Annotated in this window: 14 protein-coding genes and 1 pseudogene; 3 read left to right on the forward strand and 12 right to left on the reverse strand. The window is 38.0% G+C overall.

What is annotated here, in order from left to right; all coding sequences use genetic code 11:
- Nucleotides 1-185: 185 nt before the first annotated feature.
- The gene (gene trmB / locus GD441_RS15720; protein ID WP_153127378.1) at nt 186-842 is read right to left on the reverse strand and encodes a tRNA (guanosine(46)-N7)-methyltransferase TrmB; all 657 of its coding nucleotides are present in this window, start codon (nt 840-842) and stop codon (nt 186-188) included.
- Between the two features lie 220 nt (nt 843-1062).
- Between trmB and GD441_RS15725 the strand changes: the two genes are divergently transcribed.
- Nucleotides 1063-1341: a YtzH-like family protein gene (locus tag GD441_RS15725; protein ID WP_153127379.1), complete on the forward strand. Its 279-nt coding sequence runs from the start codon at nt 1063-1065 to the stop codon at nt 1339-1341.
- On the opposite strand, the gene GD441_RS15730 is transcribed toward GD441_RS15725, so the two are convergent.
- From GD441_RS15730 to pepV, 6 genes are all read right to left on the reverse strand, one after another.
- Nucleotides 1338-2120 carry a phosphotransferase family protein gene (locus GD441_RS15730; protein WP_153127380.1) on the reverse strand — a complete coding sequence of 261 codons (783 nt, stop codon included), beginning with the start codon at nt 2118-2120 and terminating at the stop codon, nt 1338-1340. The genes GD441_RS15725 and GD441_RS15730 overlap by 4 nt on opposite strands.
- 217 nt (nt 2121-2337) lie before the next feature.
- A complete protein-coding gene (pulA, locus tag GD441_RS15735) occupies nt 2338-4494 on the reverse strand; it encodes a type I pullulanase (protein ID WP_153127381.1) in 2157 nt (718 codons plus the stop codon).
- Nucleotides 4494-5462 (reverse strand): diacylglycerol/lipid kinase family protein, encoded by a 969-nt coding sequence (locus GD441_RS15740; RefSeq protein ID WP_191992209.1) that lies wholly within the window; start codon nt 5460-5462, stop codon nt 4494-4496. The genes pulA and GD441_RS15740 overlap by 1 nt, the downstream gene beginning before the upstream one ends.
- Entirely contained in the window at nt 5440-6426 is a 987-nt protein-coding gene (locus GD441_RS15745) for an NERD domain-containing protein (protein WP_153127383.1), read from the reverse strand. Before GD441_RS15745 ends, GD441_RS15740 begins: the two co-directional genes overlap by 23 nt.
- A 445-nt stretch (nt 6427-6871) precedes the next feature.
- Nucleotides 6872-7738, reverse strand: coding sequence for a D-amino-acid transaminase (gene dat / locus GD441_RS15750; RefSeq protein WP_153127384.1), 867 nt, complete (start codon nt 7736-7738; stop codon nt 6872-6874).
- Between the two features lie 123 nt (nt 7739-7861).
- A complete protein-coding gene (gene pepV, locus GD441_RS15755) occupies nt 7862-9277 on the reverse strand; it encodes a dipeptidase PepV (RefSeq protein WP_153127385.1) in 1416 nt (471 codons plus the stop codon).
- 641 nt (nt 9278-9918) lie between these two features.
- On the opposite strand from pepV, the gene GD441_RS15760 reads away from it, so the two are divergent.
- On the forward strand, nt 9919-10140 hold the full coding sequence (locus GD441_RS15760) for a DeoR family transcriptional regulator (protein ID WP_153127386.1): 222 nt from the start codon (nt 9919-9921) through the stop codon (nt 10138-10140).
- 140 nt (nt 10141-10280) lie between these two features.
- Here GD441_RS15760 and GD441_RS15765 read toward each other — a convergent pair whose 3' ends face one another.
- On the reverse strand, nt 10281-10988 hold the full coding sequence (locus GD441_RS15765; RefSeq protein WP_153127387.1) for a pseudouridine synthase: 708 nt from the start codon (nt 10986-10988) through the stop codon (nt 10281-10283).
- A gap of 118 nt (nt 10989-11106) precedes the next feature.
- A complete protein-coding gene (locus tag GD441_RS15770; protein ID WP_153127388.1) occupies nt 11107-12723 on the reverse strand; it encodes a putative polysaccharide biosynthesis protein in 1617 nt (538 codons plus the stop codon).
- Between the two features lie 253 nt (nt 12724-12976).
- Between GD441_RS15770 and GD441_RS15775 the strand changes: the two are divergent.
- Nucleotides 12977-14237, forward strand: a pseudogene (locus GD441_RS15775) (BaiN/RdsA family NAD(P)/FAD-dependent oxidoreductase).
- An 88-nt stretch (nt 14238-14325) separates the two neighbouring features.
- Here GD441_RS15775 and GD441_RS15780 read toward each other — a convergent pair.
- The 3 genes from GD441_RS15780 to leuS form a co-directional block, all read right to left on the reverse strand.
- Entirely contained in the window at nt 14326-14508 is a 183-nt protein-coding gene (locus GD441_RS15780) for a sporulation protein Cse60 (protein WP_153127389.1), read from the reverse strand.
- 89 nt (nt 14509-14597) lie between these two features.
- Nucleotides 14598-14909: a rhodanese-like domain-containing protein gene (locus GD441_RS15785; protein ID WP_153127390.1), complete on the reverse strand. Its 312-nt coding sequence runs from the start codon at nt 14907-14909 to the stop codon at nt 14598-14600.
- A gap of 140 nt (nt 14910-15049) precedes the next feature.
- Nucleotides 15050-17464, reverse strand: a complete 2415-nt coding sequence (leuS, locus tag GD441_RS15790) for a leucine--tRNA ligase (protein ID WP_153127391.1) — start codon at nt 17462-17464, stop codon at nt 15050-15052.
- Nucleotides 17465-17650: the final 186 nt, after the last annotated feature.

Below are 17650 nucleotides of genomic sequence, written 5' to 3' on the forward strand. Positions count from 1 at the left end.
TTCCTCAGACCGGAAGTTTGCCGCTCGCTTCCTTCAGATTCCGCGTCACCACGGACACCCTTGCGTTAAGCTAACTGCTACTTCTGCCTTCGCAGCTCGGGACTCTCACCCTATAGATTACACCCATGCCGGGCGCACACGAAAAAAGCCAAAAGGGACACTGTTCAGCCCTTTTGGCTTTTCATCTAATTGCCTTCTTTATTCGCTTTGAATTGAGCTTCCAGCCTATAAATTCTGCTTCCTTTACTTGAGAACTTCTCTTCATATTCCGTCATGATATTTCCTTCGAAATTGCTATTGTGTAAATCAAGGCTTACAAAGTTCAACAGCATTCCATATTGAGACATACTGACAAGAGAATACTCAAATAATCCTTGATTATCTGTTTTGAAATGAATTTCTCCTCCATCCGGAAGAATGTCCTCATAAATACTCAAAAACGTCTTGTACGTAAGTCGTCTTTTTTCATGACGCTTTTTTGGCCATGGATCTGAGAAATTTAAATAGACCCTTGAAACATCTCCCTTTTGAAAGAAGTTTCTTAAGTCTTTAGCATTTACGGTCAATAGCTTCACGTTTGGAAGCTCACCTTCAATGATCTTATCGAGCGCATGAACAATAACACTCTCATAAAGTTCAATCCCTAAAAAGTTAATGTGAGGATGGGCCTTTGCCATTTCTGTAATAAATCGCCCTTTCCCAGTTCCAACTTCTATATATAACGGATTGTTGTTACCAAAAACTTCATACCATTTCCCTTTCCATTGTTCAGGGTTTGCTATGACATATTGAGGATATGCCATTAATTTATCCTTAGCCCAAGGCTTGTTTCGTAATCGCATGTTTACACCTCTAATCTAATCTTCGTTCAAAAACATACCATGTTCATGTAAGTTGCGCAAGACATTGTAAAGAAACATGTGGTTGGATACAGTAGGGGTAGCATTTTTTAAGAATGGTCGATTCTCTGTATAATTTTAAAAAAGAAATTACAACCTATATAAAGAAAGAAGCTAATGACTAGGCATTAGCTTCCATTTATTAGAAAGGTTGTGTGTTTTCATGCCGCTTTCCCAAGAACATCAAATTTCGCTTTTAAAAGATCTATTAAATAACCAGCAAAGCGACTGCTGTGGCTCCGTAGCGGAATGTGAACAAGTTGAACGGCTTGTAAAATCCTTAATGGCAAACGGAAATTATAGTCAAGACGCTATATCCTTTCTGACTGAAATATACGAGTACAGCCAAAATGGTGTGAATGCTTCTAATCTAGGTGAACATATTTCATCACATCTGGAACAGCTTTCACAATGGGTTGAAAACATGGACTCCTTATCTTAATTTGTGTTTATCACGATATCAAGATATCGAAGCCAGCTATTCATTTCTTCCAGTCGATCTTTTGTCTTATGCCATTGAACGGAATACAGCGACTGTGAAATGAAGTACCATTTCATTCTTCGCTGCAACGATTCATCTAACTTCAATCCGTATTTCTCGAGCCATGAGCTCCATTCTTCCTTCGGGATATATGAATATAGGAGCATGCCCAGATCAATCGCTGGATCAGCAATCATGGCTCCATCCCAATCAATTAAGTACAATTCATCTTCTTCAGAGAGTAGCCAATTATTATGATTAACGTCGCAATGGCAGACGACAGTCTCATTGCACTCGACTTCTGGCAGCATTCTCTCAAGAAAAGATAAAGCTTTTTTTACAATACCAATAGAAGCCACTTCCTGATCAAGACTAGCTTCTAATTGTTTTAAAATATCTTCAGGTTTTAAAGGAGTTTTCCCCAATCTTTCTAGCATGGACAACAGAGGCTTAGATTGATGAATTTTGCGAAGCAGCTGTGCCACCATCTCATCATTCATTTCTGTTTGATTCAATTCCCTTCCGTTTAACCAATGCTGTGCTGTAATCACATCGCCATTTTCTAGACGTTTTGTCCATACAAGCTTTGGAACAATTCCCTCTGCAGACAAAACCGCCAAAAATGGAGAGGAATTACGTTTTAAGAAAAGCCTTTGTTTGTCATGCTGAGCTATAAAAGCTTCCCCAGTAGCACCACCAGCAGGAATTATTTCCCATTCTTGACCTAATAAATGTTCCAATCTGGTCACCTTCAATTTCTTTGCTAACCCTTCTATAGCTATATAAAAAGCGCAATGATCTATGAACTATGCTATTCAAGCTGCAGCGCCTTATTCATCTAGAGAAATCATTATAAAAAAAGAAAGACAGCTATCAATCACAAGAATGCCATAGCTATCCTTCTAAATTTTAGTGTATAAAGTATTTTTTCGTCAAGGGTTAAAAAATTCAGATATCTCATGAAGATTCTTGTACTAGAACATACATACTTAATGGTTCCAATGTGAATTTGTGTTCCGTAATTGTATTTAAAGGCTTTATCCCAGCAGCCTGATCATTACAGATCATTTGCCATGTCCCTTTTATAGGCAAAAAGATTTCTCGTGATGTTTCAAGGTGGTGAAATGCGACAAAAATATTCTTCCATGGACCGAACTGCTCGACATTTTCAAGAAGGTATAAGATGGAAGAAAAACCCGAATCGATCAACTTCATATACTTTTCAATATCTTTCGCACTACGGAGGCGAAAAGCACCGTGTGCTTTCCGAATTGAGATCAATCCTTTAATATATTGGACATGATCAAAGTTCCTTATTTTTTCACTCCAATCAAGCTGATTGACAGAATCAGGTGATTTATAGCTATTTTCAATCCCGTGCTTAGTGCGAAAGAACTCTTGGCCACTATGAATAAAGGGCACTCCTTGAGAAAGAATGACCATACCAGTTGCCAAGCGATGGCGTTTCCGTTTTATGTCCGTAGCTTCTTTCGGATCAAAGAGGTTAATACGATCCCAAAGTGTATGATTGTCATGCGACTCTACGTAGTTGATGCTCTGTTCCGGCGAGGAAAAAAGACCACTACTCCCGTTTGCCTGTATACTTCCTGTAATAATATGCTTCACAGCCTGAGATTTTTGGGAGCTTCCGTGGATATAGCCTCTTTCATATAAATTGAAGGTACTTCCTTTTACGGTATCCCTGAAATAATCATTAAAAAATGCAATACCTGGCATTTTCTTTGCATTTTTTATCGTAGCTTTATAATCGGAAGCCAAAGGGGTATTTAAGTCCCAGCCCTCTCCAAGAATGATACAGCCTTCTTTCAAATCATCCGCTGTCTTTCTTACTTCACACATTGTTTCAATATCGAGAATTCCCATTAAGTCAAAGCGGAAGCCGTCCACATTAAATTCTTTCATCCAATATTTAATAGAATCCACGATAAATTTTCTTACCATTTTTCGTTCAGAAGCTATATCATTTCCGACACCTGTTCCATTCGATGGCATTCCAAAATCATCGTGACGAAAATAATACCCAGGGACAATTTTTTCAAAATGAGACGTTTCACGGTGGTAGACGTGATTATATACTACATCCATGATGACATAGATCCCTTTAGATTGAATGGAAGTAATCATCGTTTTTAGCTCGATAATTCTTTTATACGGATCACTGGGATCCGTGCTATAGCTCCCATCAGGAACATTATAATGTAGAGGATTATATCCCCAATTATATTCACCAGTATCTCTGGCTTCATCCACCCCATAAAAATCATTAAACGGAAGCAGCTCAAGGTGTGTAATCCCCAATTCCTTTAAGTAAGATAATCCGGTTGAATTTCTATCTGTTCCAATAGCTTCTTCTGTAAGTCCTAAATATTTTCCTTTATGTTGTATTCCACTCTCCGGATGAATGGAAAAATCTCTAATATGCGTTTCATAAATAATGGCATCAACAGGTGATTGAACTTTTTGCAGCCTAGTAAAAGGAACTCTTGTTTGTTCCAGATCAATAATAACTCCCATTTCCCCATTTGTAGATACTGCTTTCGCGTATGGATCTACAGCTTCTTTCCAGAGAAGATTGTTGCAAACGAGATAGGAGTATTCGAACCTATCATAATTCCCTTCAAGCTTTACATGCCAGACTCCTTTCTCCCCTCTAGCCATCTCTACATGAGGAAGCTCTTTTCGATTTGGATCAATTAGCTTTAATTTTACTGAAGTGGCAATAGGAGCCCAAAGCTTAAAAGAACTAAATTCTTTTGAATATGTTACTCCCAAATCATCGCCCTCGTAGTAATAATTCTCATCAAAGTCTTTCGTTCGGATTACCGCTCCAATTTGAAGATCCGTCTTATAACCATTGGAATTTTGAATTTCATACCGTTCCCCAAGAGGAACCTCGAAAGGTAACTCACATACATATTTCATAAAATTTTTTAATGGTATACGTTGATTTATAAGGAGAGGGATCTCAGCCTGGTCTTTCGTTATGAGCGAAAAACTGTCTGAATGACCATTAAAATGATAGTATGGAATTAAAATTGTAACGAGCTTCACGTCATCTAAATATGCAAAAAAAGCCCGATTTATTGCTATCATTAGTTGTTTTCCCCCACTCCTGCTACAATTGTAATCATGCGTGGTGAAATTTCTGCAGTAATTTCTCTGTTACCGACAATTTCTCCATCTGCCTGTATGAAAACATTGGAATCTGCTCTTAAAAAAATTCTTTCGCACAAAAATGAATCCACATTTTTTAGCTTCAGATGTTTTCCCAAAAAAACAGTTGCAAACATAAACAATAATTCAAACCTTTTAAACTCGCGCACCACTATTATATTGAGCTTTCCATCATTCGTCGCAGAGTCAGGAGAAATTTTTATCCCTCCACCAAAATATCCTTGGTTGACAGCGACTAAAAACCAAGTATTTTTAAAAATATAAGTTTTCCCATCGATTTCGGTATGCAATTCAAAAGGCTTGAAGGTGAACAGCTTTTTGAAAAAAAAATATAAATAAATGAGCTTTCCAGCTTTAAATGTATTGAACCATTTTTTCCAGCGTGATTTGTTTACCCCATTGGCAATCTCAGCATCCAATCCTATACCTAAGCTATTAATGAAATAATGTTTATTGTTTTGATAAGTATAGCAGCCTAAATCAACCTCTGATGTCGATTGCCCTTGAAGTATAAGACTTAGAGCTTTATGAACCTTAGTAGTTTTCTGTAGACCTCGGGCGTAATCATTGCCTGAACCAGCTGGTATACTTGAAATGATGGCATGTGGAAAGGGGGCAGCACCATTCATAATTTCATGAATTGTCCCATCCCCTCCAACACCACAAATTAACGTTTCTTCAAGAGATTGCTTTAATATTTGTTCTGTCAGCTCCTTGGCATGCCCAGATCTTTCAGTAAAAAAAACCTCGTACCTTTTTCCGTTTTTTGCTAGCTCTCTTTCGATTTTTTTCCATATTTTGATTGAGCCTTTATTGCTAGCATTAGGATTTACGATAAATACAAGCTTTTGACTGTAGACTGTCTCAGTCAATTGTCTCGACGGCATCTTCATCGCCCCAATCCAACCTTTTTACGGATGTTGTTTGACAATAATCTAATAAGACTTCAGCTCCTTTTAATTGCTGATGCTTTAATGGAAAACTTAATTTACGCATTCTTTCAAACCACCCAGGAAAACTCCTCTTATCTAATATTTGTACGTCAAAAGGCTGAGTTGGGTAATCAATATAACCATTTCTGCACAGTATGACCTTTTTCACTGGCAAGCTGACTTCATATAAGGAAAACAATTTACTCACGATTTTCTCCATTCTATTTAATGATATAAGCGGACTAAGGAATTTTTTTTCACTATGCTTATGATGCCTTCTTATCCAGAATTTCTCATTAGATCCTATGAAAGCTGCATCTTCCTCTGCTTCTAAAAAGCTGATGCACCATGCATCTGTAGGACTCAATACAATCACTTCTACTTCCACTGGAGCATTTTTCAATAAGAAAACAGGGTGATACAAAATTAAGAATGTGTCGGGAAATCTTTGAAGAAAGAAACGGAGTTTTTCATCCCAATAATATTTTTGATCGACAAATGATTTTTCCCTTAGTGTTGAAGAAGCCCATTTTAACTGAAACCGAAAAAGCTGATTGAGAAAAGATTTTTTAAGTTCTTCAATATTTGACGGTAATAATGGAATCCTTACATCTAGATCTATGCCTTCTTCGTCATGTTGAGGGAAATCTTGTACATATTCATGATCCATCGTTTCTTTATCATTTCGTTTGAAGAATTTTTTGAAGCGATTGAATAAAGTTGTTTTTTCCTCATTTTCATGCCAATCCGGTAACTCATTTTTATCATACTGAAAATGACTTTCTAACGTTCCATCGTAATATGCATTCTTCCATTTATTCCATTGTTGCTTTTTTAAGCGTACATATTGTGTAGGATAATGATAAATATCTAATTCATATCTTGATATATAATCTTGAAGCTTAATCAGTTGTCCCATTCATAACACTACCTATCTTCTATATAAATGCTTGATAATCCTCTTTATGTATCCGTTTTTGAAAGAGCAGTAGGCCTTTTACTGCTCAACAACATTCAAGTAATATCTCTTTGATTCTAGACAGGAAAGCTCATACAATGAAATCGTTCCACTGCATGAGTCGTCCATCTGCCCTTGTTGTTGATCTTTATTTTACCAAAAAGGGAATCGTTTTTAACAGATGAAAACGGTTTACTAATCTCATAGCATGAAAATAGAATACAACCTTTCTAACACCATTTTATCATTCATTCCAGAAACAGGTATTCTATTGATCTAGCATACCCATTCCTTCTACAAAAAAGAGGGCACTCTTTTCATTCCCAGATTTACCCTTCGTGCACATCAGACCTTGCACTAAAAGGTAAAAAGCACAATGATAAGTTACCCTCGTTTTTTCTTTATATTATTGTTGAATAAACAATTGACCACATTGCTCTTCAATTTCCGCTTTAAATAATTCTTGTAGCTTCTTCGTTATTTCTCCTGGCTTGCCATTTCCGATTCTTTGTCCATCAACCTCAATAATTGGCATCACTTCAACTGTGGTTCCAGTCAAAAATACTTCATCCGCATTTTTTAACTCATCAAGTGTGTATGGCTTTTCTGCAAATGGGATTCCTGCTTTCTCACATGTTTTTAGCATAACCTGTCTTGAAATGCCATTTAATATGAGATGATTAGCAGGATGAGTCTTTACGACACCGTCTACTACAATTGAAACATTGGAAAGGCTTCCTTCTGTTACAGTGCCATTTCTGTGTTGAATCGCCTCAAAACAGCCAGCATCAGCAGCTTTTTGCTTAGCCAATAAGTTCCCCAACAAATTAAGGCTCTTTATATCACAAAGCAGCCAACGGATATCTTCCACGGAGATTGTCTTAACTCCGTTCATCATGTTTTCTTCTGGTCGTGCTACTTCACGAGTGTAGGCAACAAACATCGGTTTTACATCGCTTGATGGAAACATATGATTTCTTGGTGCTACCCCTCTTGTCACCTGCAAATAAACTGTCCCAAGCGTAAGATTGTTGGCTTGGATAAGATCTTCAAGCATCGCTTTGATTTCGTCTAGACCATATGGAATATCCATGCCAATTTTTTTTCCACTTTCAAACAAACGTTGAAGATGCTCTTTGCTGGTAAACATCTTTCCATTGTATACACGGATCACTTCATAAACCCCATCGCCAAACTGATAGCCTCTGTCTTCTATATCAACAGAAGCCTCTGATCGATTGATTAGTTGACCATCAAAAATGACCTTTTCCATCTTCCCAACTCCCCTCTATATACCAGACTACAGGTCAGAAAAATTTTCAAACCATGTCCTTTTTTCCATGATACTCCTTTTTTCAAAACTAGAAAAGAGTTAGGTTGTAGACAAAGTATATTTCTATTTCGCTAATTCATAAATAGCTTGAGCATAAATGGCCGTTGCTTTTATTAAGTCTTCTATATACATATACTCATCTTTCTGGTGTGCAACATCTTCTCTGCCAGGAAAAAGCGGACCAAACGCTACTCCAGCTTCAAGGGATCTTGCATACGTACCGCCACCAATGGAAATCAATTTTGCCTTTTCTCCAGTCTGTTCTTCATACACCTTTGACAACGTCTTGATTAAAAAGCTGTTGCGATCAACATGATGCGGTTTGGAATGAGAAATGGTTTCCATTTTCATCTTTTCATTTTTCAATACTTCTTCTAATTTGGCTTTTCCATTTTCCCACTCGAAGGTGACCGGGTAACGGAGATTAACCCCCACTTTTCCGCCATCTTTATCGTTGTAATGTAAAGTTCCTACATTGATTGTTAAATCTCCCGTAATATCATCGTGATAGGAGATTCCTAAAGATTTTCCACGTGAGTCTTGGTACAAAAACTTCTGTACGAAAGCAAAGAACTGTTTTGCTTTTTCATTTACATTCAATGAAGCGATGAAAGCAGATAAAAAGAGTCCTGCATTGATGCCATTGTTCGGTTCCATTCCGTGAGCTGAAACACCTTCGACTTCTAAAGTTAAAGTACCACGATCAACATAAGCTCTTCCTTTTAATGAATGCTGCTGTAAAAATCCCTCAAATGCCTGTGTAATGGTGCACTCTTGATCTTTCGTTTCCAATTCCGCCTTTGCAAAATCTGGGACCATATTAAAACGGCGACCAGAAGAAAAGCTTTGTACTATAATGTCAGCCGATTCATTTTTATTGATTTCGGTGTTTTGTATGATATAGAAATCCCATATTCCTTTTTCTGCATAAATAATCGGAAAATCTGCGTCCGGAGCAAAACCAAGTGATGGCATTTCTTCTTTTTGAAAATATGTATCGACACATCGCCAATTAGACTCCTCGTCTGTGCCAAGGATCATTCTTACTCGCTTAGAAAGCTTTACTCCAGATTCTTTAACTAGTTTCATGGCCATATAAGCTGCCATAGTTGGACCTTTATCGTCGATGGCCCCTCTTGCAAAAATTTTGCCATCGCGAATTTCAGCACCATAAGGGTCAGAAGACCAGCCATCTCCTTCCGGTACAACATCTAGATGACAAAGAATCCCAACGATTTCTTTACCGCTCCCCATTTCAATATGACCGGCAAGGTTTTCAACGTTTTTTACTGTGAAACCGTCACTCTTACCAAGCTCTAGCATATAATCTAAAGCTTCTTTAATTCCCTTTCCAAGTGGAGCATCTGCAGTGGCATTTTCCTCATCCAAAACACTTTTAATTCGTAAAAGCTCTTGTGTTTTTTGAATAATGGTATCCTTTATTTTTTCGGTTTCTTGCTGCCAATATGTGTACTTCAAAGTTTACATCTCCTTACGATTGATTTTTTCAAATGTGCTGCACCTTTCTTGACCAGCCTATGAATACAAAGTGCCGAGAACCAATTTAATTCATTTTGCCCTCATCTCTCATAATACGGAAAATCGAAAGGAACTCAACCTTTATAAGAATCTTTGAAAAGTGATAGGACTTCTCCTCCACTTACACAGCCAAATTTAATGAAAGAAATCACTAGCAAATTGTACATAAATAGACAGAAAAACACTTACAAAAAAGCGTGACGAATTGGTAATGTAAAATATTCTAATTTTGATGAGGACTGTATTTTCTTTGAAAAACTGCATAAGTATAAAATAAAGCGGTAATCAGTTTTTGAAAAAACAACTAAATATTTTGTAAATTAGGTTAAATTAGTAGAATCCAACGAATTAAAGCGGTACAATATAAGCAGAAAGACATCTAGAAAGAAACACCAAGTTAAAAAAGGAGATGTTGAGTGTAAGGGAACTACATGAGATTGAAGATTATTCTTCTTCAGCGTCTGTCGGTTGTATCACTTGCCTTATGTTTGCTTGACCGGTGATTTTATGAACCGGGGGTATACTTTGCAAGCAAGAAATGGCATTCTTGCCTGCTAATATTCATAGTAGGGAGTGGTTTTTTGAAACCTTCAACAAATCGTATGCTTACCCGTATCAAGTCCGTTTATATGTTTATTAAACGAAATGGTACGGTGTCAACACAACAACTTGTCGAAGAATTTGGCATCACTCCTCGCACGATTCAGCGCGACCTAAATGTATTGGCATACAATGACTTGGTGAAAAGTCCAAGCAGAGGAATTTGGACAGCAACAAAGAAAAAAGTAAAGATGTCTTCGTAATGACTAAAAATAATACAGCCGGGCACCTCTAAGGTTACCCGGCTTTTTTTCAGATCAACGTTTATTGAATTTTGCTTCCTTTATAGTCTTGCTTTAAAATTCCTAGAAGCTTCGTCTTCCGTCATACTTCACTTTGCTTCTTAATTTTGTAGGCTTTCAATCTCTTCATCAGTCAATTCTCTGTATTCACCAAGCTCTAAGTCCTCATCCAGTCTCAAGGGACCCATCGAATTCCGCTTCAAATATACTACTCGTTTTCCAACAGCTTCAAACATTCTTTTTACTTGATGAAACTTCCCTTCTGTTATCGTTAGCTCGATGTCCGAACGGATGCCCGACTTAAGAATTTTCAGCTCTCCTGGTTTTGTCAAGTAGCCATCATCTAACGTGACTCCTTTTCGGAAAGCTTCTACATCCTCCTCGGTAACCTCACCATCAATAATTGCAAAATACGTTTTGGGCACATGTTTTTTAGGCGACAACAACCTGTGTGCAAGCTGACCATCGTTCGTTAAGAGGAGTAATCCTTCTGTATCCTTGTCCAGTCGTCCAACAGGAAAAGGCTTATAAATTGCATCCTCTAGTTCTAATAAGTCTAGAACGGTTTCTTGGTAGGCATCCTCTGTTGCAGATAATACTCCTTGTGGTTTATTCATCATTAAATAAATAAATTCTTTGTATTCAACGGTTTCTCCATGTACAGTCACTTGATTGATTTTTGGATCTACATGTTCTTTTGCATCTTTTACAGTCTCGCCATCTATTTTAACAGCTCCTGATTTTAAAAGCCTTTTCACTTCTTTACGGCTGCCATAACCTAGGTTTGCTAAAAGTTTATCTATTCTCATTCCTACGTTCCTTTCTTTAATTAGGGAGTGCAGCTTCTCAGCCTGACATGTTCAAGAATACATTTTGCCCAAACATATTTAGAGGCTGATAAAAATGTTTAGCCTCATCACTTTTTTCCTATTTTGCTCGAAGTCTAATTTTCTTCTGCCATTTCTCTATGCGGTTACCAAACAGTCTTTGGGCTAGTTTAGACTTTAATGCAAGAGCAAAATATACTCCTGCCCCGATAACGGCACAAATCATAATAATCAAAATAGCTTGCAAACGATGCTGTGGATCTAGACCAGTGTACAGAAGGCCATTTACAACACTCACTACTAGAGCCATGATCCCTGTAAAAATGATCATAAGAAGCGTTCGTCGAAATACGAGCTGATATCGATAGCCAGTAAAATAACGAATCACATACATATTAATGAGAGTAGCTGCCAAATATCCAATCGTAGTTGCATAAATCGAACCATCTGTTTGGAACCATTTGATTAGTGGGATATTTAAGCTTAGCTTCAACAAGAATCCGATGAGCAAGCTTAATACAGAATATTTTTGCTGATTGATCCCTTGTAGTACAGCAGCTGTAACAGAAAAGAGTGAAAAAAGTATAGCAGCAGGGGCATACACTTTTAATACTTCAACCCCGAGCTCATCATACCCATAAAATGCCGTATAGACAGGCTCAGCTAAAAGAGACATCCCAACCACTGCGGGAATCGTTAAAAACAAAAGCACTTGAAAAGCCTGATTCAATTGAGTTGAAAAGGTGTCCATTTTTTCTTCCACAAACGCCTTCGTTACAGTTGGTACAATACTCATCGCAAAAGCTGTTGCGAAAGTCATCGGAATAACGACAAGTTTATTAGCTGAAATGTTTAAAATACCTAAAGCCGTTGTCGTTTCTTCACTTTTCCCAATCGCAGCCATCGCTTTACCAAAAGTTAACGTATCTACTGCCTGGAATAATGTCATGGCAATTCCAACGAAAACAAAAGGTATTGAATAGAACAGAATCTCCTTATACATATCTACTAAAGAAATCTGCAATTGACCACGATCCTGAAGTAATAGCTCATCTAAATAAGCTTTTCTTTTCCTCCAATACCATATAAGTACGATGAGACCACCTATTGCACCAATAAACGCTGCAAAAGTAGCTACACTTATGGCTGTTACTATACTTCCATTAAGCAAAAACTTTACTATGAATGCTCCGAGTAAAAGGAAAACAATACGTACAATTTGTTCAACTACTTGTGAAAGAGCTGTTGGTCCCATAGACTCGTATCCTTGGAAAAAGCCTCGAATCAAGCTCATAATCGGCACTAATATAAGCGCAAAACTAACAGCACGAATAACTTGAGTAATATCTTCTGGTTTATAGGCTGGGTCAGATGAAGCATAATATTCTCCTAGCCCAGGAGCGATCAAATACAAAACGAAAAAAGCTAAAAATCCCGTAGCCAGCATGATTTTCATGCTCGTTTTAAATAATTTTTGTCCTAATCCATATTCTCCTAAAGCATTATATTTCGCTACGAATTTAGCTACAGCAAGCGGTAAACCCCCAGTTGCTATGCTAATAAATAATGTGTACGGAATATAGCCATATTGGTAAAGAGTAAACCCCTTAGCTCCTACCAGCGCATCAAAAGGTATTACATATAATAAACCGAGCACCTTCGACAGCATCATTCCTGCTGTCAATATAAAGGTTCCTCTTAGCAGCTTAGATGACATAAAATCCCTTCCCACTATATTAAATGAGGCAATATTTAAACAAGAACTCCATGTTTACACGTTCTTAATATTACCACAAATTCATGCCATCAAGCTGAAATTAAAATATTATTTTCTAGTACCTAAAATCTTGGATAATAAATTTTTACTTCGTACTGGTTTGCTTTATAATGTAAGGATGAAAACGCATATAGGCTGGTGTTTGAGCAACGCGGGTACATGTCTGCTTTAAAAAACACCTCAGGAGGTTACGATGCAATTTGATGTAATTGTTATTGGAGGAGGACCTTCCGGATTGATGGCAGCAATTGCAGCCGGTGAACAAGGTGCTAAAGTTCTGCTTTTAGATAAGGGTGATAAGCTCGGAAGAAAATTAGCTATTTCCGGGGGAGGAAGATGTAATGTCACCAACCGACTGCCTGTTGATGAAATCATTAAGCATATTCCTGGTAATGGGCGGTTTTTATATAGTGCTTTCTCTGAATTTAGCAATGAAGATATTATTGCTTTTTTCGAAAAGCTTGGCGTTCCTTTAAAAGAAGAAGACCACGGAAGAATGTTCCCTGTAAGCGATGATGCAAAAAGTGTTGTCAACCAGACGACTTGAAGAGTTAAAGGTAAAAATATTCACCAATGCACCTGTTAAAACGATCGATTATGGTACAGTGCATCGGGTTATTTTGAAAGATGGCCAAGCATTTGAAGCACATGCTGTCATACTAGCTGTTGGAGGCAAGTCTGTTCCTCATACTGGCTCTACCGGTGATGGTTATGCATGGGCAGAAAAAGCTGGCCACACTGTAACAGAGTTATATCCAACCGAGGTGCCACTGATCTCTTCAGAGGAGTTTATTAAAAACAAAACGCTTCAAGGTTTATCTTTAAGGGATGTAGCACTTAGCGTAATGAATCCAAAAGGGAAGCCTCTGATCACACATAAAATGGATATGATTTTCACTCATTTCGGCATTTCTGGACCAGCTGTGTTAAGGTGCAGTCAGTTTGTCGTAAAAGCTATGAAAAAATGGAATTTGAAGCAGGTTACGATGAAACTAGATGCTCTACCTGACCAAAACCCTGAAGAATTGTTTCAAACCATTCATAAAAGAATAAAGGAAGAACCAAAACGAGCGATAAAAAACAGTCTAAAAGGACTACTCCCGGAAAGGTATTTACATTTTCTATTAGATCGTGCTGAGATTGATGGGTCCGATCAGGGAGCCATCCTATCTAATGAAAAAATAAGAGCTTTCACTTCTTTATGTAAAGAGTTTACTTTTACTGTGAACGGAACATTGCCTTTGGAAAAGGCTTTTGTAACTGGCGGCGGCGTTTCTGTTAAAGAAATCCATCCGAAAGAAATGAGCTCTAAATTAATGGACGGCCTGTATTTTTGCGGAGAAATTTTAGATATTCACGGTTATACTGGAGGATACAACATTACATCCGCCCTTGTTACCGGAAGGCTAGCTGGATTGAATGCTGCAAAATATAGTCTTGAGAAAAAATACTAACAACATGAAAAGCACCTGATTGGCTCCTGATAAGAAAGGGCTGTCCCATAAATTCGGAATAACCGACGTATGGGACAGCCTTTTTTTATTAACTTCTATAGATCACCATCGCACTGAAGCAATAAATTTGATCCTCATCCTCTTCCTGCATGGCTGCAATGTTGTATTTAATGTCAATCAGCTGATCTTCGTCAATCCTCTTCAAAAATGCATTCATCTCTCTTTCCAAATCCTTCTCATGCTCATAATCAAAAAGTTTTACTCTAATCACATTTCTCTCTCCCAGTAAATCTTTTCTATCCATTTTTGACAGGTTGAGAGATTTTTATAACATCTTTATTACACTTCGTTTTGTAATAACTAGTCTACGCTCAATTCACCTTCCCAACTATACATGCCACCCTCCATGTTCACAACTTTAAAACCATTTTCGTGCATATAGCGGCACACCATTTCACTTCGAACCCCTGCTGCACAAATGATGATATATTCCTTTTCTTTATCCAAATGTTGAAGCTGTTCAGGAATCGTATTCATAGGAATATGCATAGCTCCTGGTATCTTTCCGTACGCCACTTCATAGTCTTCTCTAACATCAATTAAATGTAGATTTTCTCCTGCTTCTAATTTTTCCTGCAATACTATTGAGGATATTGTTTTGAAGTCACTCATAAGCAAATTCTCCTTTATTTGTGTTTTAATCCCCGTATTCCATCCCCTAAAAGTTCAAAACATCAAATACAATGAAGTTTATCCTAATATCATACAAAAAGAGCTAATCTGTTCGATTAGCCCTTCCATTATAACAAATTTTAGTTGGCAACAATATTTACAAGCTTTCCTGGTACAGCAATGACCTTGCGAACTGTTTTTCCATCAATTTGCTCTTTGATTTTGTCATCACCCATGGCGATTTCTTCTAGTTTTTCTCTTGTCGCATCAGCTGGAACCATTAGCTTCGCTTTTACTTTACCGTTAATTTGGATTACGATTTCTACTTCATCATCCACAAGCTTTGCTTCATCATAAGCAGGCCATGCTTCATATGCAATAGTGTTTTCATGACCAAGCTTTTCCCACAGCTCCTCTGCAATATGAGGACAAACAGGTGAAAGTAATTTCACAAAACCTTCAATGTAAGCCTTCGGTAATTTTTCTGCCTTATATGCTTCATTTATAAACACCATTAACTGAGAAATCGCCGTGTTAAAGCGTAGTCCCTCGAAGTCCTCTGTTACTTTTTTCACAGTCAAATGATATACTTTTTCAAGCTTTCCAGAATCATCATGATCCACTATCTTATCTGTTAAATTGCCGTCCTCATCCACAAGTAAACGCCATATACGATCTAAGAAGCGGCGGGAGCCGTCAAGACCGTTTGTAGACCATGCAATGGAAGCTTCTAAAGGTCCCATAAACATTTCGTACAAACGAAGTGTATCGGCACCGTGGCTTTCCACAATTTCATCCGGATTTACAACATTGCCTTTAGATTTACTCATTTTCTCGTTATTTTCTCCAAGAATCATACCTTGGTTAAATAATTTTTGGAACGGCTCCTTCGTTGGCACAACACCAATATCATATAAAAACTTATGCCAGAAACGAGCGTATAACAAGTGAAGTACCGCATGCTCTGCTCCTCCGATATAAATATCAACAGGAAGCCATTCTTTCAATTTTTCGGCATCTGCCAACGCTTCTTCATTTTTTGGATCAATATAACGAAGATAGTACCAGCAGCTTCCTGCCCATTGTGGCATCGTATTGGTTTCACGTCGTCCTTTACGTCCATTTTCATCGACAACATTGACCCAATCCGAAATGTTAGCAAGTGGTGATTCACCTGTTCCAGAAGGCTTGATTTCTTTCGTTTTCGGAAGAACGAGCGGCAGCTGGTCCTCACTTACTGGCGTGCTTGTGCCATCTTCCCAATGAATAATTGGAATCGGCTCGCCCCAATAACGTTGACGGCTGAATAACCAATCACGAAGACGATACGTTACTTTCTTTTCTCCAATTCCTTTTTCCTGAAGCCAAGCAATCATTTTTGCAATCGCTTCTTCTTTATTTAAACCATTTAAGAAATCAGAGTTTACATGCTCGCCATCGCCAGTATATGCTTCCTTCGTAACATCTCCTCCGGCGACAACTTCTTTAATCGGAAGCCCAAATTTCTTAGCGAATTCAAAATCACGCTCATCATGAGCTGGAACTGCCATTATTGCACCTGTTCCATAACTCATTAATACATAATCTGCTATCCAAATTGGCATTTTTTCGTTATTTACAGGGTTGATCGCATATGCACCTGTGAATACACCTGTTTTCTCTTTTGCAAGATCCGTTCTTTCTAAATCACTCTTACTTTTGATTTGATCGAGGTATGCCTCTACTGCTGGTTTTTGTTTAGCCGTTGTAATTTTTTCAACTAACGGATGCTCTGGAGCCAAAACTGCATAGGTTGCACCAAAAAGCGTATCGGGACGGGTTGTGAAGACAGTGAACGTCTCATCATGACCGTCAATCGTAAACTTTACTTCTGCACCTTCTGAGCGGCCAATCCAGTTGCGCTGCATTTCCTTAATGCTTTCTGGCCAATCTAATTCTTCAAGATCTTCTAATAAACGGTCGGCATAAGCCGTGATTTTCAACATCCATTGCTTCATAGGACGGCGCTCAACCGGATGGCCTCCGCGCTCACTTTTTCCGTCAATGACTTCTTCGTTTGCCAAAACCGTTCCTAATGCCGGACACCAGTTTACCGGTACTTCATCAACATAGGCTAAGCCTTTTTCATATAGCTTTAAGAAAATCCATTGTGTCCATTTGTAATAGCTTGGATCCGTAGTATTTATTTCCCTGTCCCAGTCATAGGAGAATCCTAACGATTTAATTTGACGGCGGAAGTTATTAATATTTTGCTCTGTAAATTCTGCTGGATCATTTCCTGTATCTAGAGCATATTGCTCAGCAGGAAGACCGAACGCATCCCATCCCATTGGATGAAGAACATTGTAGCCCTGCATTCTCTTCATGCGGGATAAAATATCTGTAGCCGTATAGCCTTCTGGATGACCTACATGAAGACCTGCACCTGATGGGTACGGAAACATATCCAAAGCATAGAATTTTCTTTTTCCCTTGTCTTCTTTTGTTTTAAATGTCTTGTTTTCTTCCCAATACTTCTGCCACTTTTTCTCAATCTCTCGATGATTGTAGCTCATATCCTTTTCCTCCTAGTTTAAACTACAAGCCAATGATAATAAAAAAAGGCTCTCTGTCAATTGTGGTGGTGTAAATATTTCCAATACTCTCTCTTTGGAAGGAATGTAGGTTAACCTACATTCCTTCTGATAAGTTGACGCCATAATATCTTTTTTCGTAATCGCTCAAAGCTTTTTATTCCATAA

It is taken from the genome of Peribacillus tepidiphilus, assembly GCF_009466385.1.
Lineage (GTDB): Bacteria > Bacillota > Bacilli > Bacillales > DSM-1321 > Bacillus_BN > Bacillus_BN tepidiphilus.